21 protein-coding genes are annotated in these 25210 nt (G+C 73.7%); 9 read left to right on the top strand and 12 right to left on the bottom strand.

The window, feature by feature from the left end; all coding sequences use genetic code 11:
- Window positions 1-891 carry a CoA-transferase subunit beta gene (locus ACGFNH_RS03345; RefSeq protein ID WP_393651264.1) on the bottom strand — a complete coding sequence of 297 codons (891 nt, stop codon included), beginning with the start codon at window positions 889-891 and terminating at the stop codon, window positions 1-3.
- On the bottom strand, window positions 888-1709 hold the full coding sequence (locus ACGFNH_RS03340; protein WP_393651263.1) for a CoA transferase subunit A: 822 nt from the start codon (window positions 1707-1709) through the stop codon (window positions 888-890). Before ACGFNH_RS03340 ends, ACGFNH_RS03345 begins: the two co-directional genes overlap by 4 nt.
- Before the next feature lie 201 nt (window positions 1710-1910).
- Between ACGFNH_RS03340 and ACGFNH_RS03335 the strand changes: the two genes are divergently transcribed.
- Complete coding sequence (locus ACGFNH_RS03335; protein WP_393651492.1) at window positions 1911-2369, top strand: MarR family winged helix-turn-helix transcriptional regulator; 459 nt, start codon at window positions 1911-1913, stop codon at window positions 2367-2369.
- 122 nt (window positions 2370-2491) lie between these two features.
- On the opposite strand, the gene ACGFNH_RS03330 is transcribed toward ACGFNH_RS03335, so the two are convergent.
- From ACGFNH_RS03330 to ACGFNH_RS03315, 4 genes are all read right to left on the bottom strand, one after another.
- Window positions 2492-3409 carry an oxidoreductase gene (locus ACGFNH_RS03330; RefSeq protein ID WP_393651262.1) on the bottom strand — a complete coding sequence of 306 codons (918 nt, stop codon included), beginning with the start codon at window positions 3407-3409 and terminating at the stop codon, window positions 2492-2494.
- 191 nt (window positions 3410-3600) lie between these two features.
- Window positions 3601-3954 (bottom strand): nitrite reductase small subunit NirD, encoded by a 354-nt coding sequence (gene nirD, locus ACGFNH_RS03325; protein ID WP_393651261.1) that lies wholly within the window; start codon window positions 3952-3954, stop codon window positions 3601-3603.
- Window positions 3951-6608: a nitrite reductase large subunit NirB gene (nirB, locus tag ACGFNH_RS03320; RefSeq protein ID WP_393651260.1), complete on the bottom strand. Its 2658-nt coding sequence runs from the start codon at window positions 6606-6608 to the stop codon at window positions 3951-3953. Before nirB ends, nirD begins: the two co-directional genes overlap by 4 nt.
- A gap of 1 nt (window position 6609) precedes the next feature.
- Entirely contained in the window at window positions 6610-8091 is a 1482-nt protein-coding gene (locus ACGFNH_RS03315) for an NAD(P)/FAD-dependent oxidoreductase (RefSeq protein ID WP_393651259.1), read from the bottom strand.
- Window positions 8092-8335: 244 nt separating this feature from the next.
- Between ACGFNH_RS03315 and ACGFNH_RS03310 the strand changes: the two genes are divergently transcribed.
- The gene (locus ACGFNH_RS03310) at window positions 8336-9325 is read left to right on the top strand and encodes a TauD/TfdA family dioxygenase (protein ID WP_393651258.1); all 990 of its coding nucleotides are present in this window, start codon (window positions 8336-8338) and stop codon (window positions 9323-9325) included.
- Window positions 9326-9366: 41 nt separating this feature from the next.
- Window positions 9367-10146, top strand: coding sequence for a sulfite exporter TauE/SafE family protein (locus tag ACGFNH_RS03305; protein WP_393651257.1), 780 nt, complete (start codon window positions 9367-9369; stop codon window positions 10144-10146).
- A gap of 76 nt (window positions 10147-10222) precedes the next feature.
- Here the strand turns inward: ACGFNH_RS03305 and ACGFNH_RS03300 are convergent, their stop codons facing one another.
- Window positions 10223-10705, bottom strand: a complete 483-nt coding sequence (locus tag ACGFNH_RS03300) for a spore-associated protein A (protein WP_393651256.1) — start codon at window positions 10703-10705, stop codon at window positions 10223-10225.
- A 242-nt stretch (window positions 10706-10947) separates the two neighbouring features.
- On the opposite strand from ACGFNH_RS03300, the gene ACGFNH_RS03295 reads away from it, so the two are divergent.
- The 4 genes from ACGFNH_RS03295 (at window position 10948) to ACGFNH_RS03280 (ending at window position 14151) form a co-directional block, all read left to right on the top strand.
- Complete coding sequence (locus ACGFNH_RS03295; RefSeq protein WP_393651255.1) at window positions 10948-11535, top strand: MarR family winged helix-turn-helix transcriptional regulator; 588 nt, start codon at window positions 10948-10950, stop codon at window positions 11533-11535.
- Window positions 11528-12487, top strand: coding sequence for an EamA family transporter (locus ACGFNH_RS03290; protein ID WP_393651254.1), 960 nt, complete (start codon window positions 11528-11530; stop codon window positions 12485-12487). The genes ACGFNH_RS03295 and ACGFNH_RS03290 overlap by 8 nt, the downstream gene beginning before the upstream one ends.
- 203 nt (window positions 12488-12690) lie before the next feature.
- The gene (cutA, locus tag ACGFNH_RS03285; protein ID WP_393651491.1) at window positions 12691-13002 is read left to right on the top strand and encodes a divalent-cation tolerance protein CutA; all 312 of its coding nucleotides are present in this window, start codon (window positions 12691-12693) and stop codon (window positions 13000-13002) included.
- A gap of 177 nt (window positions 13003-13179) precedes the next feature.
- Entirely contained in the window at window positions 13180-14151 is a 972-nt protein-coding gene (locus ACGFNH_RS03280; protein WP_393651253.1) for a zinc-binding dehydrogenase, read from the top strand.
- Between the two features lie 139 nt (window positions 14152-14290).
- On the opposite strand, the gene ACGFNH_RS03275 is transcribed toward ACGFNH_RS03280, so the two are convergent.
- On the bottom strand, window positions 14291-15247 hold the full coding sequence (locus tag ACGFNH_RS03275; protein WP_393651252.1) for a DUF6777 domain-containing protein: 957 nt from the start codon (window positions 15245-15247) through the stop codon (window positions 14291-14293).
- Window positions 15248-15838: 591 nt separating this feature from the next.
- On the opposite strand from ACGFNH_RS03275, the gene ACGFNH_RS03270 reads away from it, so the two are divergent.
- Window positions 15839-17128: a streptophobe family protein gene (locus ACGFNH_RS03270; protein WP_393651251.1), complete on the top strand. Its 1290-nt coding sequence runs from the start codon at window positions 15839-15841 to the stop codon at window positions 17126-17128.
- An 86-nt stretch (window positions 17129-17214) separates the two neighbouring features.
- Here the strand turns inward: ACGFNH_RS03270 and ACGFNH_RS03265 are convergent, their stop codons facing one another.
- Genes ACGFNH_RS03265 through ACGFNH_RS03255 form a run of 3 tightly spaced genes read right to left on the bottom strand, consistent with a single transcriptional unit; the run spans window position 17215 to window position 21573 of the window.
- Window positions 17215-18255, bottom strand: coding sequence for a serine/threonine-protein kinase (locus ACGFNH_RS03265; RefSeq protein ID WP_393651250.1), 1041 nt, complete (start codon window positions 18253-18255; stop codon window positions 17215-17217).
- The gene (locus ACGFNH_RS03260; RefSeq protein ID WP_393651249.1) at window positions 18252-19136 is read right to left on the bottom strand and encodes a hypothetical protein; all 885 of its coding nucleotides are present in this window, start codon (window positions 19134-19136) and stop codon (window positions 18252-18254) included. The genes ACGFNH_RS03265 and ACGFNH_RS03260 overlap by 4 nt, the downstream gene beginning before the upstream one ends.
- A 40-nt stretch (window positions 19137-19176) precedes the next feature.
- On the bottom strand, window positions 19177-21573 hold the full coding sequence (locus ACGFNH_RS03255; RefSeq protein WP_393651248.1) for an FHA domain-containing protein: 2397 nt from the start codon (window positions 21571-21573) through the stop codon (window positions 19177-19179).
- Window positions 21574-21712: 139 nt separating this feature from the next.
- On the opposite strand from ACGFNH_RS03255, the gene ACGFNH_RS03250 reads away from it, so the two are divergent.
- Window positions 21713-22120, top strand: coding sequence for a gamma-glutamylcyclotransferase family protein (locus tag ACGFNH_RS03250; RefSeq protein ID WP_393651490.1), 408 nt, complete (start codon window positions 21713-21715; stop codon window positions 22118-22120).
- A 294-nt stretch (window positions 22121-22414) separates the two neighbouring features.
- On the opposite strand, the gene ACGFNH_RS03245 is transcribed toward ACGFNH_RS03250, so the two are convergent.
- Complete coding sequence (locus tag ACGFNH_RS03245) at window positions 22415-25030, bottom strand: molybdopterin-dependent oxidoreductase (RefSeq protein WP_393651247.1); 2616 nt, start codon at window positions 25028-25030, stop codon at window positions 22415-22417.
- Window positions 25031-25210: the final 180 nt, after the last annotated feature.

The raw sequence follows: 25210 nt of genomic DNA, 5'->3' as shown, positions 1-25210 counted from the left end.
TCACCCTTCCTTTCCCGCTGACTTGGGGTTTCCCCCTGCGTCGGGGGCCGGCGCCACGGGTCTTCCCGCTGTCCCGGGCGCTCCCGCTCCTTCGCGGGCTCCCGCTGCTTCGGGTGCTCCCGCCGCCTTGAGGGTGCGCAAGGCGGCGAGTTCGGTGGCGGTCGGTGGCTCGGTCGTGCCGATCACGTCGGCGGTCCTCAGTTCCCAGCCCGTGGCCGCCCGTGCCTGGTCGAGCGTCGCGCCCGGGTGCAGCTCGGTGAGCACCAGTTCGGCGGTCGCCGGGTCGGGCCGCAGCACCCCGAGGTCCGTGATGACGGCGACGGGGCCCGCGCCCCTCATCCCCAGCCGGGCGCGGTCCCCGCGCCCGGTGCCGTGGCCGAGAGTGGTGGTGAAGTCGAGCCGCGGCACGAAGCCGCGGGGGGAGTGGCGCAGGACGAGCAGGACCCGGCGGCAGTTGGCGGCGATCTCCGGGGCGCCGCCCGCGCCGGGCAGCCGGGCCTCGGGCCGGTCGGGCCCGCGGTCCACGACGGTGGTGTTGACGTTGGCGTAGCGGTCGATCTGGGCGGCCCCGAGGAAGCCGACGTCGATCCTGCCGCCCTGCAGCCAGTAGTTGAACATCTCGGGGACCGACACCACCGCGTCCGCCGTGTCCGCCAGTTCGCCGTCGCCGATGGACAGCGGGAGGCGGGTGGGCTTGGAGCCGATCGTGCCGGACTCGTAGAGAAGGACCAGGCCCGGATTGGCCGTGTTCCGGGCGAGGTTGGCGGCGGTGCTGGGCAGCCCGATGCCGACGAAGCAGGTCCTGGCGTCGGAGAGGGCCCGCGCAGCGTTGATCTCCAACAGCTCGTCGCGGGTGAACTCCGTGGCCCCGGAGCCCTGTTCGGAACTCATCGGGAGACCGCCCCTTCCCCGGTCACATGCCGCTCCATCCACCGGGCGAACCTCTCCCTGTCCCGCGAGATCGGGTCCCATGCCTGGTAGAAGTCGTTGTCCCGCACCGAGTAGCCGCCGGCGTACGAGGGGTGGGCGCCGCCGGGGACGACGGCGACCGCGTCGATCACCCAGGCCGGGAGGGTCACGCCGCCGGGCCGCGGTGCGAGTGCGTCCACCATCTCCTCGACGGTCACGAGCACCCGTTCCGCGGCGAGGGCGGCCTCCTTCTGCACGCCCGTCAGCCCCCACATCTGCACATTGCCCCGCCGGTCGGCCTGCTGGGCGTGGATGACGGTGACGTCCGGGTTGAGGGCGGCGACGGCCGCCAGCTCCTCGCCGGTGAAGGGGCAGACGACGGTGGAGACGGTGTCCGTACGGGTGGGCAGGTCCGAGCCCCGGTACCCGCGGAGCACGGCGAAAGGCAGCCTCGAGGCCCCGGCGACATAGCGGTTGGCCATGCCGGCGTGGCTGTGCTCGTCCAGTTCGAGGGGGCGCGGCCAGCCGTTCTCGACGGCGTCGCGGAAGCGGTGCAGCGACCCGACGCCCGGGTTGCCGCCCCAGGAGAACACCAGCTTGCGCACCAGGCCCGCGCCGATGAGCTGGTCGTAGATGACGTCCGGGGTCATGCGGACGAGGGTGAGGTCGGTGATGCCCTGGCGGATCACCTCGTGCGCGGCCGCGTACGGGATCAGGTGGGTGAAGCCCTCCATCGCGACGGTGTCGCCGTCGCGGATCAGGTCCGCCACGGCGTCGTGCAGGGTCCGGATATCCGCCATCATCACTCCGCGGTGAGATGTTCAGTGCACTGATGATTTTTGGCGCTGTCTTCCGACGCTGCCACTGCACATCGGTCTCGTCAAGGGAATCGGCCCATGCGACAATCTCTCCGTGCACGCACGAATACGGCCCGGGGACCCGCCGAGAGCGTCAGGGGGCAGCGCATGGGCAGCAGCAGCGGGACGCCGCGCGGCAGTGGGATGACGGGGAGCAGGGGTACGACGGGCGCCGTCGATCTGAGCACCCACCCGGGGCACCTGGCACGCCGTCTCCAGCAGGCGCACTCACTGCTCTGGGGAGCGATGGTCTCCGAGGAGACCACGTCGCCGCAGTTCGCGGTGCTCAACGTGCTGACGGAGAAGCCGGACATCGATCAGCGGACCGTCGGCGCGGAGGTCCGTCTCGACCGCTCGACGGTCGCCGACGTCGTCGCCCGGCTCGTCCGTCGCGGCCTGGTGGAGCGGGTGCGCGATCCGCACGACGGCCGCCGCAATGTGCTGAAGCCGACCGACGAGGGCGCACGGCTGCACCGCAAGCTGGTCGGCCGCACCGAGCGCATGAACCGTGTCTTCCTGGCCCCGCTGGAGCAGGACGAGCGGGAGACGCTGCTCAGGCTGATCGCCCGGGTCACCGACGCGGCCGAGAACCTGCGCGGCTGACCATCCCGCCCAGCCATCCCGCCCGACCATCCCGCCGGGACCGCTCCGCCCGGCCCGTCCGGGGACGGCGGTGGCTCCCCGGCCGTCCCCGGCGCGAGAAGGGGTCCGCGCGGGGACGGGCGTCAGAGCTCCAGCGCTCCGTACGTCACACCCGTCAGCCGCTCCGACGCACCCCACAGCCGTTGGCCCGCCGTGTCGTTGCGGGCCCACGGCGCGCGCCACGTCGGGCCCGGCTCGCGTCCGCGCCGCGGGCCGGTGAAGGAGTCCGGGGCGACGGCGGGGGCCGTCGCCGCGTACAGCGTCGGCAGCGCGCCGGTCTCCGCCGGGTGCGCGAGGCGCCGGCGCGCCGCGTCCACGATCCGCTCGGCCGTCCTGCGGCCCTCCATCCGTACGCCCGCCGTGTGCAGGCCGGTGTCCGCGTAGCCGGGGTGGGCCGACGCGGCCACCACGTCGGAACCGGACCGGGCGAGCTGTCGCGCCAGCTCGTGGACGAAGAGCAGATTGGCGGTCTTGGAGCGGGCGTACGCGATCCAGCGGCGGTAGCCGCGCTCGCTGTTGAGGTCGCGCAGATCGATGTTGGCCAGGGCGTGCATGGGGCTGGAGACGGCGACCACCCGCGCCCCCGGCGTCGCCAGCAGGTGCGGCAGCAGCAGTCCGGTCAGAGCGAAGTGGCCCAGGTGGTTGACGCCGAACTGCATCTCGAAGCCGTCCACGGTCCTGCGGTGCGGCAGTGCCATGACGCCCGCGTTGTTGACAAGCAGGTCGAGCCGGTCGTGGCCGTAGTCGCGGGCGAAGTCGCGCACCGAGGAGAGATCCGCCAGGTCCAGATGCGCGAACTGCACGTCAGCCTCGGGGAGTTCGCTCCTGATGTGGGACTCGGCCTCCTTGCCGCGTGTCTCGTTCCGGCATGCCAGGACCACCCGTGCGCCGTGGCGGGCGAGCTCGCGGGCGGTGACATAGCCGATGCCGCTGTTGGAGCCCGTCACCACTGCCGTACGCCGGCTCTGGTCGGGGATGTCGCTCGCGGTCCAGCGCTTCATGGCTGCTGCTCTCCTCGCGTCGGCGCGGGACGTACCGCAGGGTCCGCTCGCGTCGCCATCCGTTACTCGCCAGTCAGCCTAGGCGCGGCCGGACGCGCGCGCGAGACCGCCCGCGCGCGCCCGCGGCCCCGGCGCGGCCCCGGCCCGGGCGCACCCCCCGCGGGTGCGCCCGGGCCGGGGCGCCCGCCTCCCTACGCGATCCGGACCGCGTACGCCGGCACCGTCACGGACGCGTCGTCCAGGCACCGTCCGGTCGCCAGGTCGAAGCGCTGCTTCAGCAGCGGCGAGGCCACGAAGGGCTGCCCCGCGGGCGTCCGCCCGAGCAGCCCGCGCGAGAGGACGTACGCGCCGGTGAACGGGTCCTGGTTGCCGACGCAGTACGTGACGCCGGAGCGGTCGAGGAAGACCGCAACCTGCCGCCCGTCTTGCAGCAGGGCGGCCACCCCGCGGCCCGGGGTGAGATGCGCGAGGTCGCAGACGGCGAACCACCGCTGGTCGACGAGCAGTTCCACTCTGAGGTCGGTCTTGTCCGGGGCGAGGGTCATCGGGCGGAGCTCCCTTCGAGGGTGCGGACGGGGAGGACGGGGCCGGAGGCCAGAACGGCCAGGTCCGGCTTCACCTGCTCGCGTTCGGGCACGAACCGCACCGAGGGGTCGGGCGTGCCCGGGGCGTTGACGAAGGAGACGAAGCGGCGCAGCCGGTCGGGGTCCTCGAGGGTGGCGGCCCACTCGTCGCGGTAGTGCGCCACGTGGTCGGCCATCAGCCGCTCCAGTTCGCCGGCGATCCCGAGCGAGTCGTCCACCACCACGTCCCGGACGTGGTCCAGGCCGCCCTCGATGCGCTCCAGCCAGGCGGAGGTGCGTTCCAGCCGGTCGGCGGTGCGGATGTAGAACATCAGGAACCGGTCGATCAGCGCGATCAGTCGCTCGTCGTCGAGGTCCTGGGCCAGCAGGTCGGCGTGGCGCGGATCGGCGCCGCCGTTGCCGCCGACGTACAGGTTCCACCCGTTGGACGTGGCGATGACACCGAAGTCCTTGCCGCGCGCCTCCGCGCACTCCCGCGCGCAGCCCGAGACCGCCGACTTCAGCTTGTGCGGGCTGCGCAGGCCGCGGTAGCGCAGTTCGAGGCCGATCGCCATCCGCACCGAGTCCTGCACGCCGTAACGGCACCAGGTCTGCCCCACACAGGACTTCACGGTGCGCAGCGCCTTGCCGTACGCGTGGCCGGACTCGAATCCGGCGTCGACCAGGCGAGCCCAGATGCCCGGGAGCTGGTCGACGCGTGCGCCGAACAGGTCGATCCGCTGGCCGCCGGTGATCTTCGTGTAGAGCCCGAAGTCCCGGGCGACCTCCCCGATGACGATCAGCTTCTCCGGGGTGATCTCCCCACCGGGGATGCGTGGCACGACCGAGTACGAGCCGTTGCGCTGCAGGTTGGCGAGGAAGTGGTCGTTGGTGTCCTGCAGCGATGCCTGCTCGCCGTCCAGCACGTAGCCGCTGGCGCCCAGCGTCGGCGCGAGCGAGGCGATGATCGAGGCGAGGGCCGGTTTGCAGACCTCGCAGCCGTCCCCGCCCCGGGCCTCCTCGCGCCCGTGCTCGTCGAGCACCCGGGTGTAGGTGGTCAGCTGTCGCACACGCACGATCTCGTACAACTCGGCGCGGGTGTGGGCGAAGCAGCCGCACAGGCCCTTCTCGACGCTTACGCCGCTCGCCTCCAGCTCGTCGTTGACGATGCCGGTGAGGACCCTGACGCAACTGCCGCAGCCCGTGCCCGCCTTGGTGCACTTCTTCACCTCGGGCAGCGTGGTGCAGGCGTGGTCGGTGACGGCGCCGCGCACGGCGCCCTTGGTGACGTTGTGGCAGTTGCAGACGACCGCGTCGTCGGGCAGCGCGGAGGGGCCGAGGGCCGCGGGCGCGCCCGCTCCGGCGGGCATCACCAACTGCTCGGGCGCGACGGGCGGCACGGAGCCGGTGAGCGGGCGCAGCATCCCGTACGCGTCGGCGTCGCCGACCAGGACGCCGCCCAGCAGGGTGCCGTCCGCGGCGACGACCAGCTTCTTGTAGACGCCGGAACGGGAGTCGGCGTAGACGACGTCGAGGCAGCCGGGAGCGGTGCCGTGGGCGTCGCCGAAGGACGCGACGTCGACGCCGAGCAGCTTGAGCTTGGTGGAGGTGTCGGCGCCGGTGAAGGAGGAGCGCTCCGACGCTCCGGTGGCGGCGTCCGCGGCGCCGATGGCCTCCGCCGCGGTCTCCGCCATCTCATAGCCGGGCGCGACCAGGCCGTAGACCCGCCCGTCGGCGGCGAGCGCGCACTCGCCGATCGCGTAGACGGCCGGGTCCGAGGTCCGGCAGGTCTCGTCGACGGTGATCCCGCCGCGCTCGCCCACCTCCAGGCCGCAGTCGCGGGCGAGTCGATCCCGCGGGCGCACGCCTGCGGAGAAGACGACGAGGTCGGTCGCGAGCGTCGAACCGTCGGACAGGGCCATGCCCGCGACGACCCCGTTCTCGTCGGTCGTGACCTCCTGCGTGCCGACGCCGGTGTGGACGGTCAGGCCCATGCCCGCGACGGTGCGCAGGAGTGCCGCGCCGCCGCCCTCGTCCACCTGGACGGGCATCAGCCGCGGCGCGAACTCCACGATGTGGGTGTCGAGTCCGAGTCCCTTGAGCGCCCCGGCGGCCTCCAGCCCGAGCAGTCCGCCGCCGACGACGGCCCCGCTCCCGGCGCCCGCGGCGTACTCCTCGATCGCCAGCAGGTCCTCGATGGTCCGGTAGACGAAGCAGCCGGTGGCGTCCTTGCCGGGGACGGGCGGCACGAACGGGTACGAGCCCGTGGCCAGCACCAGCGTGTCGTACGGCACGACAAGACCGGCGCGGGAGGTGACGGTGCGCGCCGCGCGGTCCACGGACTCCGCCGGGTCGCCGAGATGCAGCTCGATGCCGTGGCGCTCGATGAAGTCCGGCTCGCCGAGGGCGAGTCCCTCAGCGGTCGTGCCCGAGAAGTAGGAGGTCAGCCGCACCCGGTCGTAGGCGGGCCGCGGTTCCTCGCACAGCACGACCACCCGCGCCCGCTCGGTGACGCCGCGGGCGGCGAGCGCCTCCAGGAATCGCTGGCCGACCATCCCGTGGCCGACGAGAACGAGGGTGGGACGGGACGCGGCCGGTGTCTCGGCCGGCAGGGCGGTCGGCGGGGCGGGCGGCATGTCAGTGGCCTCCATCGTGGGTGAGCAGGTGGAGCAACGGAGCGGAGGGCAGCGGCTCGTCGCCCTCCCACGTGCGGGCGAGCGCGCCGACGGTGCCGAGATCGCCGAGCAGGATGCCCCCGACGAGGCGGTCACCGCGGACGACGACCTTGCGGTACGCGCCGCGGGTCGCGTCGGAGAGGTGCACCACGTCGTCGCCGGGGGCGGGGGTGGTCTCGCCGAAGGCGGCGAGGTCGAGGGGGCGGGGTGCGGCGGGTGCCGCGCCCGGAGCCGGGGCGCCGGCGTCGGCGGCCCGTTCCGGGGCGGTGCCCGCGTGCGCGGCCTGTCCCGGCGCGCCGGCGGGGGCGGGCCGGGCTGCCAGCGTCAGGCGGGTCAGGGCTCGGGTGCCGGTGTAGCGCGCGGGCCGTGGGGCCGTCGAACCGCCGCGGCGCGGTGTGCCGTGCTGTGCGGCCGCGTTCTGTGGCGTGCCGTCCTGCGCGGCGAGGAGGACGCGGGCCAGGACGTCGGCCTGTTCCTGCGCGGGGCCCGCCAGGCCGTACACCGTCCCGTCGTGCTCCGCGCAGTCGCCGATCGCGTGGATGCGCGGGTCGGAGGTGCGCAGCGCGTCGTCCACGACGATGCCGCGCGCGACATCGAGCCCGGCGGCCTGCGCGAGGCCGACACGTGGCGCGACCCCGCAGGCGAGGACGACCAGATCCGCGTCGAGCCGGTATCCGTCGGCCAGTTCGACCGCCGAGACCTCGCGCTGCGCGCCGCCCCGCGTCAGGAGCCCCCGGACCCGGCACTCGGTGTGCACCTCCACGTCCAGCTCCGCCAGATGCCGGCCCAGCAGGCGTGCCGCGCCTTCGTCGAGCTGGCGCTCCATGAGGTGCTCACCCTGGTGGGCGAGGACGGCCTGCGCGCCGCGGCGGGCCAGCGCGCGTGCCGCGGACACGCCCAGCAGCCCGCCGCCGATCACCACCGCCCGGAGCCCGGGCCGAACGGCGTCGGCGAGTGCGAGGCAGTCGTCCATGGTCCGGAAGGCGTGGACGCCCAGGGGGAGTTCGCGGCCGTCCGGCTCGAACAGGCCGCGCAGCGGCGGCAGTACGGGGTTCGAGCCGGTTGCGAGCACCAGCGTGTCGTACGGAACGCGCCGCCCGTCGTCGCAGCTCACCTCGCCCGCCGCGCGGTCCAGCCGTATGGCGCGGACGCCGCGCAGCCAGTGGGCGGTGGACGGGGGAGCGGGCAGTTGAACGACATCGGGTGCGTACTGGCCGGCGAGGACCTCCGCGAGCAGCACCCGGTTGTAGGGCGCGTGCCGCTCCTCGCCGATGACGGTGACGTCCATCGCGGCGTCCGCCGCGCCGCCCGCCGCATCGTCCAGGGGGGCGCCGCCGTGCCCGGCCGCCAGGTGCCGCACCAGCCTGGCAGCGGCCATGCCGCCGCCGACCACCACGATGCGGTGGCCGGTGCGGCGGGTGCGGGCGTTCGTCGGGGGAGCCATGCCAGGAAGCGTGCGGGCCCCACATTTCCCGTCCGCATCGCGCCTGTTTCCCGCGCGCAACGCTGCCCTCAGCGGCGGCGCGGGGCTGCTGTGAGCTGCCGAGCCCCCCGAATCCGCGGGGAACGCGGGGGAGGTCCACGCAGGAGGAACGAGGATTTCCAGCGTGTTCGCCCCCTTGCGGGAAACCTCAGATGTCCCTCAAATCCGGCGGGACGGCCGCGGGGTCATGCCTAGGGTCGGGGCCATGTCTGACATTCCCCCCACATGCCCCATCCGCCTCTCCGACGCCGCGCGCGACGCCGCGGAGGCGGCCCTGCGCGCCGTGACGGAAACGGAACTCGGTGAGGCCGTTCCCGACACCTGTGTACGGCCCTATCTGGAACACGGTGCGAAACACTTACGGAACCACCTCCCCTGCGAGGTCCTCGAAGCCCTGGCCGACTGGCGCCACGCCGCCACGCCCTGGCTGAACCTGACGAACCTGCCGGAGCCCGACCGCCGGGTGCCCACCCCGCAGGACGGCTTCACCGACGAGGAAGCCCTCCAGGTGCCCAACCTCGTGCAGTTCGGACTGCTGCACCTGCTCGGCATGACCCCGGTCGCCTACGTGTGGGAGAACGCCGGCCGGCTGATCCGGAACGTCGCCCCGCACCCGGACGCCGCCCGGACCCGGACCTCCTGGGGCCACGCCCGCCACCTCGGCTGGCACACGGACGACTCCGTGCTCGACCATCGCGCGGGCGCCGCCGCCTCGATGGCGATACCGCACTTCCTGTCCTTCTACGGCATCCGCAACAGCGAGGGTGTCCCCACCGAGCTCCTGCCGCTCGACACCGTGGTCGCCGCACTCCCCGCCCAGGTCGCGGTCGAACTGCGCCGGCCCCAATTCGCCGTCGGCGCCCCCGAGTCGTACACCGGAGGCACCGGGTCCGGCGAGCCGCCGCAGCGTACGGACGTCCCCGTGCTGTGGACGCTCCCCGATGGGAACGACGCCCTGCGCTACGCGCCGGGCCGCGTCACCGGGCAGACCGCCTGGGCGCGTGCCGCCCTGCGGTCGTTCGAGGAGTGTGTCGCCGGGCTCGCGGGCGTCCCGGTGACGGTGGAGGCGGGCGGGTTCCACATTTTCGACAACCGTAGGGTGTTGCACCGGCGCGTCTCCTTCGCACCGGCCCCACCCGGCCGGGCCCGGTGGCTGCGCCGTTGCTACGCGATGCGGCGCGCCGCCGCCCGCTGACCCGTGCCCCGCACCTGTGTGAAAGTGACCGCCCCACCGCGATGCCCGACATACCCCTGACGACCCTGCTGCTGCTGTGCCTGGCCGCGTGCGCGGCGGGCTGGATCGACGCGGTGGTGGGCGGCGGCGGTCTGCTCCAGCTCCCGGCTCTGCTGGTCGGCCTGCCGCACCTGGCGCCCGCGTACATCCTCGGCACGAACAAGGCGGTGTCGGTCGTCGGCACCTCGGCCGCGGCCGTCACCTACACGCGCAAGGCGCCGGTGGACGTGCGCATGGCCGTACGGATCGGGCTCGCCGCGGTCGGCGGCTCGCTCGGCGGGGCGTTCTTCGCCGCGGGCATCGACAGCGCCGTGCTCCGCCCGCTGATCATGGTCGTCCTGCTGGGAGTCCTGGCGTTCGTCCTCCTGCGCCCCTCCTTCGGCACGGCCCCGGCGACCGGACCGGCCACCCGGCAGCGGGTGCTGGCCGCGATCCTCGTCGCGGGCGTGGGCATCGGCTTCTACGACGGACTGATCGGCCCCGGCACCGGCACCTTCCTCGTCATCACCCTGGCGGCCATCCTGCACATGGACCTGGTGACGGCCTCGGCGACCACCAAGGTCGTCAACGTCTGCACGAATCTCGGCGCGTTGACGGTGTTCACCGTCCAGGGCACCGTCGTGTGGCGGCTGGCCGCCTTCATGGCGGTCTTCAATCTGGCCGGTGGCATGGCCGGTGCGCGGATGGCGCTGAAGAAGGGGACCGGATTCGTCCGGGGTGTCCTGGTCGTGGTCGTGGTGGCCCTGGTCTGCAAGCTGGCCTACGACCAGTGGGTGGCCTGAGCGCAGCGGAGCCCCCGCCGTGCGACGAGGGCTCCGGGCCGCGGAGGCGCGGCGTGCTCCGTGACGCTCGCGGCGGTCAGTGCCGCCCGGCGAACGTGCCGGGCTTCCCCGCGAACTCCGCTCCCGCGGCGCGCTTGCCGCAGTTCGAGCCGGTGTTGAAGGTCTCCCAGGTGCCGATGACGCCGCCCCACTCGACGCACAGGCCGCGCCCGTAGGCGTACACGGGCCCGGCGTACGAGCGGTACTCGCCCTCGTCCATGACGGGTTCGGAGGCGCCGTCGTCGAGGACGCCGAGGTAGGCGACGATGTACATCGGGCTGCCCGTGGTGTTGCGGAGGGTGACGACGCAGTTCTTGCCGGTCGTCGCGTTGTAGGTGAGATAGACCGTGCCCACGCCCCCGACGGGGGAGGAGTTCACGACCTTGTAGCCGGAGCCGCAGACTCCGTTGTACGCGGCCGTGGCGGCGGCCGATGCGGTGGGCGCCGTGGCCAGCAGGGCCGCACCTGCCGTCGCGGCTGCGGTCAGTGCGGTCGCCAGGACACGCGGAAAACGCTTCATGTGCATCCTCGATCCGTCGGTCGAATCGGCTTCGGATGGTGTGTGCTGAAGCCATTCGGTCAGACCGGCGAGGGGGACCTGTGGTTGTACGCCCGGGCCTGGCGTCCGTCGGGGAAAACCCTTTCGGTGCGCGGGAGTTGGGGGTGGCGCAGGGGGAGGCGGCGGGGTCGTTCCCGGGCCTCGCCGTGCTCGCGTGGTGCACCGGCCTTGAAGTGATCTTCGAGCCGAGCTATGCATGACTCATGCATGAAAACACCGGCCGGACCGCAGCCCGTACCGCCCGTACCGGCAATCTGCTGGGGGCGGCGGCGCTCACCGTCTCCGACCGCATGACCAGGGCCGCGGCGGACGCGACCGGGGTGAGCGTGAGCGGCACGGCGGCACTCGTCACCCTGCTGACGTCGCCGGGCATCGGCGTGACACGGCTGGGGACGCGGATCGGGCTCAGCCAGCCCGCGTGCGCGCGCATGCTGGACCAGCTCCAGGCCCGGGAGCTCGTCACCCGCCGCCGCGAGGGCGGACGCCTCGCGGCCGTGGAGCTGACCGGGCCGGGCCGGGACGCCGCCCGGGCCGCGCTCTCGGCGCGGCAGCGGGAGCTGAACGCACTGGTGGACCGGCTCGGCGAGGAGCGTCGCGCCGGGCTGACCGCCGGGCTCGAAGCACTCCTCGACCTGCTCCACGACGAGGTCGGCTCCGAGTACGTGCTGTGCCGTCTGTGCGACCGCCCGGCGTGCGTGCGCGGTGGCGAACCCTGCCCGGTCGGCGCGGCGGCGCGCGCCCACGCGCGTGCGGAGTCGGATGGCGGTGGAACGAGCGGTCCCGATGGGTGAGTTGCTCGCCCTCGCCTCCGCGGTGTGCTTCGGTACGACGCACTTCGTGGCGGGCGTCATCGCGCGCCGTGCGCCCGGCATGACAGTCGCGGTGTACACCCAGGCGGGCGGAACGGTGCTCTGCGCCGTCGCCGCCCTCGCCGTGGCCGACGCGTTCCCGGGCGTACGGGCTCTGGGCTGGGGCGCGCTGTCCGGACTCGGCACCGGCGTCGGCGTGGCGTATCTCTACCGGGCACTGAGCAGGGGACCGATGAGCGTGGTCGTCCCCGTGAGCGATGTCGGCGCGGTCGCCCTGCCGGTGCTCGTCGGGATCGCTGTGCTCGGTGAACGCCCTTCCGCCCTGGCGCTGTTCGGCATGGTGGTGGCCGTCCCCGCGATCTGGCTGGTCTCGGGTGGGGCCGCTCGGCGACCGTCCGCCGCTCGCCGGGGCGGCGGCGACCCGGCGGCCGCGGATTCCGCGGGCGCGTCCCGCTCCGCCGCCGGTGGCCGGTCCGCCGCGGGTGACCGCGGCACGGGTCCAGGCGCCGAGCGCACACCGCCCTGGGCCCCCGGTGTTCCCGACGCACTGGTCGCCGGGGTCGGCTTCGCCGTCCAGTACCTCGCCATCGCGCGCGTCCCGGCGGATGCGGGCCTGTGGCCGGTGGCGGCGAGCCGTGTCGTCTCCGTGGCGGTGGCCGCCGTCCTGCTCCGGCGCGCCGGCGGTCCCTGGCGGCTGCCCTTCCGCCTCGCCGCCCCGGCGGCCGCGGCCGGAGGACTCGGCACGGTCGCCCTCATCCTCTACCTGTCCGCCGCGCACCAGCAGCTCGTCGCCGTGGCCACCGTCCTCTCGGCGCTCTACCCCGTCATCCCGGTCCTCCTCGCCGTGGCGCTGCTGCACGAACGGGTCGGCCGGGGGCAGGCGCTGGGGCTTCTCGGGGCCGGCGCGGCCATCGCGCTCATCGCCTCGCGGTGAGCCCCCTCGACGGCCCTTCCGCGGAGGGCGCCCACGACGCGTCGGCGGCACGCACCCCGCGCCGGACGCAGCGGGCGCGCACCGCCCCGTATGCTCGCGGCGCGCTGAGCAGCCATGACATCGACGATCGACCCCGATCACCGGTCACCGATCTTCGAAGGACGAGAAGGAGACGAGCGGACGTGGCGGAATACCTGACCGTGATGACCACCACCGACGACGCCGAGAAGGCCGAAGCCCTGGCGCGCGGGGCCGTTCAGACGCGGGTGGCGGCCTGCGCGCAGATCTCGGCCCCCGTCACCTCCGTCTACCGGTGGGAGGGGACGATCGAGACCGCCCAGGAGTGGCAGGTGCTGTTCAAGACGACGGCGGAGCGGTACCGCGAGCTCGAGGCGTACATCGAGGGCACCCACGCGTACGAGACCCCGGAGATCATCGCGACACCCATCGTCAAGGGCGGCGCCGACTATCTGGCCTGGGTCACGGCCGAGACCGCGGGGGCCACCGAGAGCTGAGCGCCGGGCCCGCCACGTCCGCCCCGTCAGCCCCGCCCGCCTCACGGCGAGGAGCCGCCGTCCGCCGGACCGGAAACAGCAGGCTGCGGCCTGTTGACCTCGGTCCCGGTCGTTGTCCGAGACTGGGACTGCGAGGACCGGAACACCGGGCCGGTCCGGACGGGGAGTGTGATCGCCATGCGTGTGGTGAGGGCCGAGCAGTTCGGGAAACCGGACGTGCTGGTGGTGGAGCATGCGCCGGACCCCGAGGCGGGTCCCGGCGAGGTCGTGGTCGGTGTGCGCGTCGTGCCGCTCCTCTTCCTGGACACGCAGCTCAGACGCGGCTGGGGTGACGCCTGGTTCACCCTGGAGCTGCCCTACATACCGGGGTCGGGGGTCGCCGGGGTGGTGGTCTCCGTCGGGAAGGGCGTGGACCCCGCCTGGGTCGGGCGGCGGGTCGTCACCGACACCGGCGCCCAGGGCGCCTACCTCCAGAAGGCGGCCGTCCCGGTGGAGAACCTGATACCGGTGCCCGAGGGCCTGGGATTGCAGGAAGCCGCGGCGCTGATGTACGACGGCCGTTCCGCGATGCGGCTGGCGGAGCTGTTCCCCGTCCGGCCGGACGAGTGGGTGCTGGTCCTGGCGGCGGCCGGCGGCCTCGGCAGTCTGCTCGTCCAGCTGGCGCATGCGGCCGGCGGCCGGGTCATCGGCGCGGCGGGCGGCAAGCGGAAGATCGACCTGGTGCGGGAGCTGGGGGCCGACGCCGTGGTCGACTACACCGAACCCGGATGGTCCGGCCAGGTGCGCTCGCTGACCGGGGGGAGGGGGCCGGAGCTGGTCTTCGACGGGGCGGGCGGGCGGATCGGCCGTGCGGCGTTCGACATGATCATGGAGGGCGGGATGTTCTCGGCACACGGCGCCCCCGGCGACCGGTTCGCGCCGATCGAACCGCAGGAGGCGCGGAGCAAGGGCGTGATGCTCTCCGGGGTCGATGAGGTGACGCTTTCGGGCGCGGAGGCCCGGCGGCTCACCGCGGAGGCGCTGTCCGAGGCCGTGGCGGGTCGGATCCGGCCGGTGATCGGCCATGCCTTCCCGCTGGAGAGGGCCGTCGACGCGCACGCCGAGCTGGAGGCCCGCGAGATCCTCGGCAGGGCCGTATTGCTGGTCTGAAGGCGCTGCGGCCGGCCGGAGGTGCCGACGGCCCTCGCCTTTGCGGGCCTCACCTTCCGCGGGCCCCACCTTCCGTGGCCCTCACCTTCCGAGGGCCTCACCCTCCGCGGCCGGGCCGGTGCCCGGAGCGCGAGCGGCTCTACGACATGGGCGCCCGCGGTGCCGACCCGTCCGGTTCGCCCTGGCTCTGGGGCGTTCCCGGACTCCCCGGGCTCTCCGGCTGCCCCGGGGATTCGGGAGGCGGCGGGGACTCGTCCGGCTGCCCGGGGCTGCTGGGCTGCTCCGGCGACCGGTCACCGGGGGACTCCGGCGAGGAGTCGGGCGCGGGCGAGGAGGGCGTGGTGTCGCCGCTCGGGGACGACGTCTCGTACGGATCGTCGCTCGGCGCCGTCGTGGGGCGGTCGGTGCTGCCCGTGTTCCCGGAGCGCCGCTCGAACCATCCGCCCGTGGACGGGTCGAAGAGCACGAACCAGACGATGTCCCGTGAAGCCGGGGCCACCGCCACGACGTTCGACCGGTCGTAGCCCGGCCAGGCGCTGCCGCGCTGCTCCGGGGCGCCCTCGAGGGCCGACGGCGGGGTCAGCGGATTGCCGCAGGCGCAGCGCACGCGCGGCACACCGCGCCTGTCGACCAGGACGGCCGTACCGGACTGCAGCACCGACTGGTAGGAGGTGGCCTCGCCGTTCCTGAAGCCGTGGTTGGTGACCCGGGTGTCCGCGCGGAGCTGGACCGGGGTGAGGGCGCGCAGCCACGACGGGATCCGGTCCTCGTCGATCTTCGCCACGCTCGCGAAGGCGCTCGCCTTGGCGCGGTCGGAGGCCAGATAGTCGATCTGCCTCTCCACGTCGCAGCTCGAGGAGTCGCGGGTGCCGCCGTACAGACCGGGCGCCGAACCCCCGATGCTGCGCGTGCCGTTGGCTCCGCTGGGCCGTGCGCTCGGCGTCGCGGTCGGCGGGATCGTGGAGGAGTTCTCGGCCGTCGAGTCCGTGTAGGGGTCGGGGCCCCGGGAGGAGGCCGCTTGGAGGAAGAGCTCCTCGGATTCCGGTTCGCCGGTCGAGCGGGTGAGGACGACGGCCACGACGACGGCGATCACCACGCTGCCCGTGATGATCGCGATGCGCGGTGCGGAGCGCCACCACGCGCGGGGCCGCTCGCCCTCGGGGTCCTCGCCTGAGGGGCCTCCGCCTGAGGGGCCTCCGCCGTTGCCTCCGGGGCCCGGTCCTCCACCGGGGCCGCCCGGGCCGCTCGGCTCGCCCGGCTCCCCGGGGCCGCCCGGCCCCGAGGGCTGAGAGGGCTGTGGGGGTTGTGAGGGATCCGACGGCCCTGAGGGGCGCGTCGGCTCAGGGCCCGAAGCATGTCCGGGCGGGCCCGACGGCTCACCCGCCGGCCGGCCGGACAGAGGCCCCGACGGCGGGCCGGTCGGCGGTTCGCCGCCCGGCCCTGTGGGCGGCTCGTTGCTGTCCGAGGGCGGCTGGGACGTCACGGGCGTGCTCCTCCGAAGGCATAGGGCGGCGATGACTGCGGACTTCTTCAGATTGATCCCGTTTCTTCCCTCTCTGCTCATTGTGTGCTCCTGCTCCACGCCCCCCGCAAGCGGTGTGGCGCCCCCGTGCTTACGGTGGATGAAAGCCCGATGAAGGGCGCGAACGCCGGAAACCGTGCGGGAGAAGGGCAGGAGGCGGACGGTGTGAGTCGTACGCGAGAAGCCGCTCCCGCGGGCGCCGCGGGACCCGCGGTGCACCCGCTGCGTGCCTGGGGCGACGCACTCGCAGCCGTGGCCGCGGGTGTGGTCACCATGTGGATCGTCGCCACGCTCGGCCTGTGGGCGGCGGGTGCCGACGATCTGCCCGGCGGGGCGTTCCCCCGCGTCGTCGCGGCCACCGTCGTGATCGCCGTTGGCGGCGATGTCGAACTGCACGGGGACGCCGGATTCATCGCGCAGACCGACGCGGCCATCGACGTCGTACCGCTGTCCGTGACCCTCGCCGGCGCCCTGGCCGTGGCCTTCGTCTTCCTGATGGCCCTGCGGCGCCGAGCCGTGGCCGACAGCCGCGAGGTGCTCGGACGCGTCGTACGCGTGGCGGTGCTCTGGCTCGTGGCCCTTCTGGTGCTGGCGCTCGTCGCCCGCCACACCTTCCGCATCTCCCTCGGCGACGGCATCGCCGAGGACATCGGCGAAGCCCTGGGTGCGGCCCCGACCGTCGGATTCAGCGCCGCGGTCGGCCCGACGCTCGGGTTCGGTCTGCTCTGGCTGCTCGCCGTCCTGGCGCTGACCTTCCTCGTCTCCCGCCGCGCCCCTCTGCCCTCGCGGCTGCTGCGCTTCCAGGAGTCCGTACGGCCGCCCGCGCACGCGATGGTCCTGCTCCTGCTCGCCTACGTCGTCATCGGGCTGGTCATCGGCCTGATCACGCTCATCACGAACGGGCACCCGGCCGAGACCCTGGCCGTGATCCTCCTCGGGCTGCCGAACCTGGCCTGGATGGGGCTCGGGCTCGGCATCGGCGGTTCGTACGACGGCCATGTCGCCGAAGGCGTCGGGCTGCCCATGCCGAACTCCCTCGACGCCGTGCTGCGCACGCCGGGCGGAAGCGACACCACCCTGGACCTCGGCACCCTCATGGAGAACGACGGCCGGGCCTGGCTGCTCGTCGCCGTGGCCGCCGTGCTGCTGCTCGCCGCCGGATTCCTGGCCGCGGTCCGCTCCCCGGCCCGTACGAAGCCCTGGCAGCACGCCGTCCGCATGGCGATCGCCCTGGGCCTGGCCATGCTGATGATCGGCCTGCTCACCCGGATCTCCGCGCACTACGGGCTCACCGTCATCGGCCTCGGAGACCTGGGAGGGGGCCTGGGCGGGGAGATCTTCCTGCGACCGAACTTCCTGCCGCTGATCGGCTACGGGCTGCTCTGGGGGCTGGTCGCCGGCTTCCTCGGCAGCCTGCTCGCCCGCCGCGTACGCCACCGGGGCGCGGTGGAGTGACGGCCGCGGCGGTGAGCCGCGGCCCGGGCTCAGGACGTACGGCGACGTGCGGCGCTCACGTACTCACCGGGACCCAGGGTCGGGGGCTATGCGCCGGGAGCGCCGAACACCGGGGCCGCCCAGGCCGGGGGCGGAGGCGGCGGCGGTGACGGTTCCGGCCACCCGGGCCCGGGTGCGGCCATGTCGACGCGGGTCGGGGTGCGCCGGGCGGCAGGGCTCTTCTCCTCCTGCCGTACGGTCCTGCCCGCCGCCCGCAGTTCGGCGATGAACTCCCGGCAGGTGCCGAACCGTTCGTCCGGCGACTTGGCCAGCGCCCTCGCCATCACCTCGTCCGCGGCGGGCGGCAGTTCGGGCCGCTCCTCGGACAGCACGGGCGGTGCCTCGTAGCGGTGCGCCCACAGCAGGGCCATGTCGTCGTCCCGGCGGAACGGGGGAACACCGGTGAGCATCTCGAAGACCACGCAGGCCAGGCCGTAGATGTCGCAGCGGCCGTCCACCGGGCGGCCGGAGATCTGCTCGGGCGCCACGTAGTCGAGCGTCCCCACGAACTGGCCGACCGAGGTGAAGCCGGTCAGCGACAGCGACTTCTTCGTCAGCCCGAAGTCGGTCAGATAGACGTGCTCGGGGCGGTCGGAGTCGGTGCCCTCCGCCACCAGGATGTTCCCCGGCTTCACGTCACGGTGCACCAACTCGTGGGCGTGGGCGGCGTCCAGAGCAGAGGCGACCTGGATGGCGATCCGGCAGGCGGCCTCGATGGTCAGGGGGCCGTTCCGGTCGAGCAGCGCCCGCAGATCCTTCCCGGCGACGTATCGCATCGCGATCCACAGCACGCCGTCGGTCTCGCCCGCCTCGAAGACCGGCACGATGTGGGGGTGGTCGAGGGAGGCGGCCACCCGCGACTCGTGGGCGAACCGCTGCCGGAAGGTGTCGTTGCGGGCGAGCTCGGGGGCGAGGAGCTTGACCGCGACGGTACGGCCGAGCCGCAGATCCTCCGCGCGGTAGACGACGGCCATGCCGCCGCGGCCGATCTCGTGCTCCAGCCGGTACTCGGCGATCCGGCGGCCGGCCGGCCCGGACGTGTCGGGCGCTGCGCCGCGCCCGGGAGGACCTGCGCCGGGCCCGGTCACCGGGCATCACCGAACCGGGTCGGGGGGTGGTGCGTGTCATCCGGCGGAAACCCCTCATCGCCGTCGTCGCCCGCCCGCCGCTCGCCCCCGGCCGGATCCCCCGCGCCGGGCTGCGCCTCGGGCCGGTCCACGTGCTGCGCCTCGGGCTGCTCCACCACCTGTGTGGGCGGGGGCGGTTGGGGCCGGGCCGTCGCGTCGGGGGAAGGCGACTCGCTGGGTGGAGGCTCGGTGGGTGGCGGCTGCGCGGGTCGTGGCGGTGTCCCAGGCGGGGCCTCCGCCTCTGGTGGGGCCTGCGCCCCGTACGCCGCCCCGGTCCCCGGGGCGGCCGAGGGACCCTCCGCGCCCGGCGGGGCCGGTGTGCTCGACGGCGTATGGCTCGCCGCGTACGTCGTCAGGGCGCTCCCGTCGGAGTAGCACCACCGCTCGTGCTCGGCGTCGTACAGCCAGATCGCCTCGCCGTCCACGACGAGCCCGGCCCGCAGCCCCCGCGTCCGCTGCCGGAACGTCTCCCCGTCCACGCCCGCGGCCAGCTCCTCCGCGGCCTGCCGGTACCGCCGCACCTCGCCCTCCGAGCGGTCCAGCAGCCCTCGCGGGTCGGCGGTGCGGGCAAGGGGTGCTCCGGCGGCGGGCGGGTTCTGCGGGACGGACACCAGCAGCCGTCCGTCCACCCACGCCGCCCAGCCGTTGGAGCACAGCACATGGGCCCAGTCGCCGCGGCGGTCGAGAAGCTGGACGGGCAGCAGCGGGTCCAGCGGCATCGAGGGGCGCGCCATGTCCGGTGCCGACCAGGTGGCCATGCCGTCCCGGGGCGCGACATGACTGGGGCGGAAGCCGGGCTCGCCACCGGGCCCTGCCACAGGCGGATCGTGGGGATCGGTCATCCGGCTCACCTCCCGCGGGCCTCTGCTTCCGTGGTGTCCGCTACTTCCGCATGATGACGGGCTCGTGCCTGCGCAGCAGCCGGGAGACCAGGTATCCGAACACCACGGACAGCACGACCAGCATCCCCATGTCGAGCAGCCAGGCCGTGGCCGTGTGGTCCATGAGCGGATCGGCGGTCACCTTCTGGCCCCGCATGATCCGCTCCAGATCCACCGTTCCCGCCATGGCCGCCAGCCCCCACCGCGCCGGCACGAGCCAGGACAGCTGCTCCAGCCCCGCGACGCCGGCCAGTTTGATCAGCGCGCCGCAGAAGACCACCTGCACGATGGCGAGGAGGACCAGCAGCGGCATGGTGACCTCCTCCTTCCGCACCAGCGCGGAGACCACCAGGCCCAGCATCATGGCCGTGAACCCCAGCAGCGCGACGGCGAGGGTGATCTCGATCAGCGGCGGCATGAACACCCCTTCGCCGCCGGGCGCGTTGAGGTCCACCCCGGTCAGCGCGACCATCGTCAGCACGACCGCCTGGACGATCGTGATCAGCCCCAGAACCACCACCTTGGACATCAGATACGCGGAGCGGGACAGGCCGACGGCCCGTTCCCGGCGGTAGATCGTCCTCTCCTTCACCAGCTCGCGTACGGCGTTGGCGGCCCCGGTGAGCACCGCTCCCAGGCACAGGATCAGCAGCGCGTTCATCGCTTCCTGGCTGGTCAGTTCCGATCCGGCGAGAGCGTGCGCCATGGCGCCCATGATGAACGGCAGGGCGATCATGACGGCCAGGAAGGTCCGGTCGGCGGCGAGGGCGGCCGCGTACCGCCGGATCAGCGTCCGGAGCTGGGAGCCCCAGCTCTGTGCCTTCGGCGGGGGAACTGCGGCGTGTGCGGCGGGCGGGACCGGCTCGGGCTGGCGCGTGGCCCCCGCGATGTACTTCCGGTGGAGATGCGAGTCGCGGTACTCGCCGGCCCAGTCCCGGTCCCGGTCCGTCTCGAACGCCTCGAAGGCCTCGGGCCATTGCTCGAATCCGAAGAACGGCAGGGCGTCCGCGGGCGGCCCGTAGTACGCGATCCTGCCGCCCGGCGCGAGCATCAGCAGCCGGTCGCACACGTCCAGGCTCAGCACGCTGTGCGTGACCACGATGACCGTACGGCCGTCGTCCGCGAGGCCGCGCAGCATGTGCATCACCGAGCGGTCCATGCCCGGGTCGAGGCCGGACGTCGGCTCGTCCAGGAACAGCAGGGACGGCTTGGTCAGCAGCTCCAGCGCCACGCTCACGCGCTTGCGCTGCCCGCCGGAGAGGCTGTGGATGGGCTGCTTGACCCGCTGGTCCAGGCCGAGTTCATGGATCACCTCGTCGACCCGCGCCTGGCGCTCTGCCTTCGCGGTGTCGTCGGGGAACCGGAGCTGGGCGGCGTAGCCGAGGGCCCGGCGCACGGTGAGCTGCGCGTGCAGGATGTCGTCCTGCGGCACCAGGCCGATGCGCTGCCGCAGTTCCGCGTAGTCCCGGTACAGATCGCGGCCGTCGTAGAGCACGGTGCCGGTGTCCGCGGGGCGCAGCCCGGTCAGCGCGTTGAGCAGCGTCGACTTGCCCGCGCCGCTGGGGCCGACGACGGCGAGCAGGCACTTCTCGCTCACCGGGAAGGAGACGTGGTCCAGCAGCGTCTTGCGGCCTCTGTCGACCTGAACGGCCAGGTCCTGGACGTCGAGCGAGATCTCACCGGTGTCGACGTACTCCTGCAGCTCGTCCCCGACCAGGCAGAAGGCGGAGTGGCCGATGCCGACGATGTCGCCCTGCTCGACGCGGGCGCGCTGGACCGGTTGGCCGTTGAGATACGTGCCGTTGTGACTGCCGAGATCGACGATCTCGTAGCCCCCGGGCGCGCCCGGGGGGTGGGGCGCGGCGCCGCCGGGTGCCGGCAGGGCCCGAAGCTCGGCATGACGGCGGGAGACCACCAGATCGTCGATGACCAGGTCGTTGTCCACGGCCCGGCCGATGCGGATCGTCCGGGCGGGCAGCGGGCGTACGGCAGACGGCCTGCGGAAGGTGCTGGTGGCGCCGGGGTGGGCGACCGCGGAGGGGCGCGGGCGCGGGACCTCCATGGGGGCGGCCGGCGGGGTACGAGCGCTGAGAACCGCGCAGGGGCCGTCGGCCGGGTTGCCGAAGCGGATGACACTGCCGGGACCGATGCCGGACCGGTCGACGCGGCGTCCGTCGGTGTACGTACCGTTGGTGCTGCCCTCGTCCTCAAGGGCCCAGTGCCCCTCCAGGGGCCGCAACACCGCGTGATGCCAGGAGACCCTGGTGTCGCTGAACACGATGTCGCTCGCCGGATCGCGACCCACGTGGTAGGACCGGCTGGGACTCATGACATGGGAGTCACCGTCGGCTTCGAGGACGAGTTCGGGCGCGGAGGGTGCGACCGGTCGCTGTCCCATGTCATGAATGGTACGGCCGGGGCCGGGCGCACGCCGGTCGGAGCAGGGCGCACCCCGGGCCCGACCGGGTCGGGGCCCGGACGGTGGGTGGCGACCTGTGCGGAGCGGGAGAGAGGAGTCGGGGGTGACGGTGGAGCGGCTGCGGCTGCCTTTCTTCGTCTACGGGACGCTGCGTCCGGGCCGGGAGAACCACGACCTGTATCTGCGCGGGCGCACCGCGGAGGAGCGGCCCGCCCTGCTGCGCGGGGCCGTGATGTACGAGGGTCCCGGGTGGCCGTACGCGGTGGCCGACCCCTGCGGCGAGATCCACGGCGAACTGATCACCCCCGCCGCCGATCACTACGACGCGCTGCTCGTGGCCCTGGACAAGCTGGAGGACTACGCGCCGGGGGACCCCGCCAACATCTACGAGCGCGTCGCCCGCGAGGTGATCCTGGGGGACGGAAAGGCCACGGGAGCCTGGGTGTACCTGGCCGCCGGACCGGTGGCGAGGCAGCTGCGCGCCTCGGGCACGCCGGTGCCCGGCGGGGACTGGGTGTCCTGCTGACCACGTGGGCGTGAGCGGCCCCCGACGGAACGGCGCGGTTCTCGAACGGAGCGGCGCGGTCCTCCACGGAACGGCGATCGGTCGGTCGATCGCGGGTGATCGTTTGCCGGTGGCTGGACGGGGTGGAGTTGCGGGTGGCCGGTGGCCGGTGGCCGGTGGCCGGTTGGGGTTGGGGTTGGCCGGTGGCGGTTGGGATTGCGGGTGGTTGTCGGGCTGCCACGCGCACGGACCGTTTCGATCCCTGACGGTGCGGCGGTCGACTGCCGATGACCGGCGGCTTGCGCGAGCGCGCTCCTAGGGTGCGGCAATCGGCTGCGTGGCCACCGGCTGCGGTGCGTCCGACGGCCGGGCGTCCGGCTGCGCCTCCGACGGCCCGTCAGCGGCAGCCGGAACCGGCTCCACGCGGACCGCGCAGACCTTGAACTCCGGCATACGGGAAGTGGGGTCCAACGCCGGGTTGGTGAGGGTATTGGCGCGGCCGGGGCCCGGCCAGTGGAAAGGCATGAAGACCGTGTCGGGGCGGATGGAACCGGTGATCCGCGCCGGTGCGACGGCCCGGCCGCGCCGCGAGACCACCGCCACCGGGCCGCCCTCATCGACCCCCACGCGCGCGGCCAGTTCGGGATGCAGCTCCACGAAGGGGCCGGGCGCCGCCGCGTTGAGCTCCTCGACCCGCCGCGTCTGCGCACCCGACTGGTACTGCGACACGACCCGGCCCGTGGTGAGCAGCACCGGATAGTCCTCGTCGGCCTCCTCGGCGGAGGCACGGTCGGTGACCGGGACGAACCGTGCCCTCCCGTCCTCGGTCGCGAACCGGTCGAGGAAGAGGCGGGGCGTACCCGGGTGGCCTCCGGCCGGAACCCCGGTGCTCTGCCCGTCGGTTCCGGGCCGAAAAGCGGTGCCGGCGGGGGCAGCGGTGCCGGCGGGGGCGGTCCGGTGGCCGGGAGCGGAACGGTGGCGGGGAACGGAACGGCCCTCCGGCTCGGCCCCGTGGTCGTTGGCCGGGTCGTCGGGGAGCGCCGCGTCGTCCGGGAGCGGGGCGTTGTCCGGGAGCGGGGCGTTGTCCGCGAGCAGGGTGGTGTCCGCGAGCGCCGTGTCGTCCGGGAGCGGAACATCGGCAGTCAGCGCCGGTAGGCCGCGTCGGCCGGGCGGCGGCTGTTGGTCACGCAGCCCGGGACGGTCACGCAGCCCGGGGCGGTCAGACGGTCCGGGTCGGTCATGCAGTGCCGGTCGGTCGGGCAGCGGGCGACCGGTCTGCCCATCCGTCTCCGGGCAGGGCCAGAACACCCCGTCCTCTTCGGCGATCCGGCGGTAGGTGATGCCGGAGTAGTCGGCGGGACCGCCCGCGGACGCGCGGCGCAGCTCGGAGAAGACCTCCTCCGGATCCGTGGGGAAGCCCTTCTCCCAACCCAGGCGGGAGGCAAGGCCGTTCAGCACCTCCAGGTCCGTCCGTACACCCGGCGGGGGCGTGATGGCCCGGCGGCGCAGCAGCACCCTGCCTTCGAGGTTCGTCGTGGTCCCGGTCTCCTCGGCCCACTGCGTCACCGGCAGGACGACATCGGCCAGTCGGGCCGTCTCCGACAGCACGACGTCGGCGACGGCGAGGAAGTCCAGGGAACGGATCCGTTCCTCGACGTGGGACGCGTGCGGGGCGGACACCACCGGGTTGGATCCCATCAGCAGCAGCGATTTCACGTCCCGGCCGAGCGCGTCCAGCAGTTCGTAGGCGCTGCGGCCCGGGGCCGGGAGGGCATCGGGATCCACACCCCACACCTCGGCCACATGGGCGCGCGCAGCGGGATCGGTCAATTTGCGGTACCCGGGCAACTGGTCCGCCTTCTGGCCGTGTTCACGGCCGCCCTGCCCGTTGCCCTGCCCGGTGAGACACCCGTACCCGGACAGCGGCCGCCCGGCGCGACCGGTCGCCAGGCACAGATTGATCCAGGCGCCGACGGTGTCCGTGCCCTTCGACTGCTGCTCCGGCCCGCGTGCGGTGAGCACCATCGAGGAGGGCGCGTCGCAGAACAGCGCGACCGCCTCGCGCAGGTCGGGCAGCGGCACGCCGGTGATGCGCTCCACCAACTCGGGCCAGTGCGCCATCGCCGCGGCACGCGCCTCCGGCCAGCCGGTCGTCCGCTCCGCGACGAACGCCTCGTCCACCCTGCCCTCGGCGACCACCAGATGCAGCAGGCCCAGGGCGAGGGCGAGGTCCGTGCCGGGGCGGGGTGCGAGATGCAGGTCCGCCTGCTCGGCCGTACGGGTGCGGCGCGGATCGATGACGACGAGCCTGCCCCCGTTCTCCTTCAGCTCGGTGAGGTATCGGAGGGCGGGCGGCATCGTCTCGGCGAGGTTGGAGCCGACGAGCACGACGCAGCCGCTGCGGGGGATGTCGGCCATCGGGAAGGGCAGCCCGCGGTCCAGTCCGAAGGCCCTCTGGTGCGCGGCGGCGGCCGAGGACATGCAGAAGCGTCCGTTGTAGTCGATCTGCGAGGTGCTCAGCACGACGCGTGCGAACTTGCCCAGTGCGTACGCCTTTTCGTTGGTCAGCCCGCCGCCGCCGAAGACGCCGACCGCGTCGGGGCCGTGCTCCGCGCGCGTACGGACGAGGCCTTCGGCGACCCGGTCCAGCGCCTCCTCCCATGTGGCAGGTTCCAGTTCCCCCGTGGCGCGGCGACGGACCAGGGGCTCGGTCAGGCGCACCCGGGAGGAGAGCACGGCAGGTGCCGTGCGTCCCTTTCCGCACAGCGCGCCCCGGTTGACGGGAAACGCGGTCCGCTCCACCACCTCCACACCGCCGTCCGCCTCAGGTCGCAGCCCCATCCCGCACTGCAGCGCGCAGTACGGACAGTGCGTGTCGACGGGGGCGGCTGCGGATGCCCCGAGGGCTGGGGGTGTGGTGACGCTCGGCATACCCCTCAGCGTGCGACGGCGGTGTTACGGGACGTCTCCCTCCGCGTTACGCGCGCCGCACGGCCACCTCAGCACCGGCCGTACGGCACCGTGAGGTGCCGCCCGCACGGCCCACCCCGGATCAGCGCGGGACGCCTCCGGGAAGCCCTGCTCCGGCGTCCCCCTCCCCTCCTGCAGGCA

Origin of the sequence: Streptomyces sp. NPDC048639 (genome assembly GCF_043199075.1) — a bacterium.
GTDB lineage: Bacteria > Actinomycetota > Actinomycetes > Streptomycetales > Streptomycetaceae > Streptomyces.
Note: the sequence above shows the minus strand (reverse complement) of the source record. Positions and strands in the feature narration are given on the sequence as shown.

Coding starts and splice junctions, on each gene's coding strand:
- ACGFNH_RS03345 (WP_393651264.1), bottom strand. CDS start 891: ATGAGTTCCGAACAGGGCTCCGGGGCCACGGAGTTCACCCGCGACGAG.
- ACGFNH_RS03340 (WP_393651263.1), bottom strand. CDS start 1,709: ATGGCGGATATCCGGACCCTGCACGACGCCGTGGCGGACCTGATCCGC.
- ACGFNH_RS03335 (WP_393651492.1), top strand. CDS start 1,911: ATGACGGGGAGCAGGGGTACGACGGGCGCCGTCGATCTGAGCACCCAC.
- ACGFNH_RS03330 (WP_393651262.1), bottom strand. CDS start 3,409: ATGAAGCGCTGGACCGCGAGCGACATCCCCGACCAGAGCCGGCGTACG.
- nirD (WP_393651261.1), bottom strand. CDS start 3,954: ATGACCCTCGCCCCGGACAAGACCGACCTCAGAGTGGAACTGCTCGTC.
- nirB (WP_393651260.1), bottom strand. CDS start 6,608: ATGCCGCCCGCCCCGCCGACCGCCCTGCCGGCCGAGACACCGGCCGCG.
- ACGFNH_RS03315 (WP_393651259.1), bottom strand. CDS start 8,091: ATGGCTCCCCCGACGAACGCCCGCACCCGCCGCACCGGCCACCGCATC.
- ACGFNH_RS03310 (WP_393651258.1), top strand. CDS start 8,336: ATGTCTGACATTCCCCCCACATGCCCCATCCGCCTCTCCGACGCCGCG.
- ACGFNH_RS03305 (WP_393651257.1), top strand. CDS start 9,367: ATGCCCGACATACCCCTGACGACCCTGCTGCTGCTGTGCCTGGCCGCG.
- ACGFNH_RS03300 (WP_393651256.1), bottom strand. CDS start 10,705: ATGAAGCGTTTTCCGCGTGTCCTGGCGACCGCACTGACCGCAGCCGCG.
- ACGFNH_RS03295 (WP_393651255.1), top strand. CDS start 10,948: ATGCATGAAAACACCGGCCGGACCGCAGCCCGTACCGCCCGTACCGGC.
- ACGFNH_RS03290 (WP_393651254.1), top strand. CDS start 11,528: ATGGGTGAGTTGCTCGCCCTCGCCTCCGCGGTGTGCTTCGGTACGACG.
- cutA (WP_393651491.1), top strand. CDS start 12,691: ATGACCACCACCGACGACGCCGAGAAGGCCGAAGCCCTGGCGCGCGGG.
- ACGFNH_RS03280 (WP_393651253.1), top strand. CDS start 13,180: ATGCGTGTGGTGAGGGCCGAGCAGTTCGGGAAACCGGACGTGCTGGTG.
- ACGFNH_RS03260 (WP_393651249.1), bottom strand. CDS start 19,136: ATGACCGATCCCCACGATCCGCCTGTGGCAGGGCCCGGTGGCGAGCCC.
- ACGFNH_RS03255 (WP_393651248.1), bottom strand. CDS start 21,573: ATGGGACAGCGACCGGTCGCACCCTCCGCGCCCGAACTCGTCCTCGAA.
- ACGFNH_RS03245 (WP_393651247.1), bottom strand. CDS start 25,030: ATGCCGAGCGTCACCACACCCCCAGCCCTCGGGGCATCCGCAGCCGCC.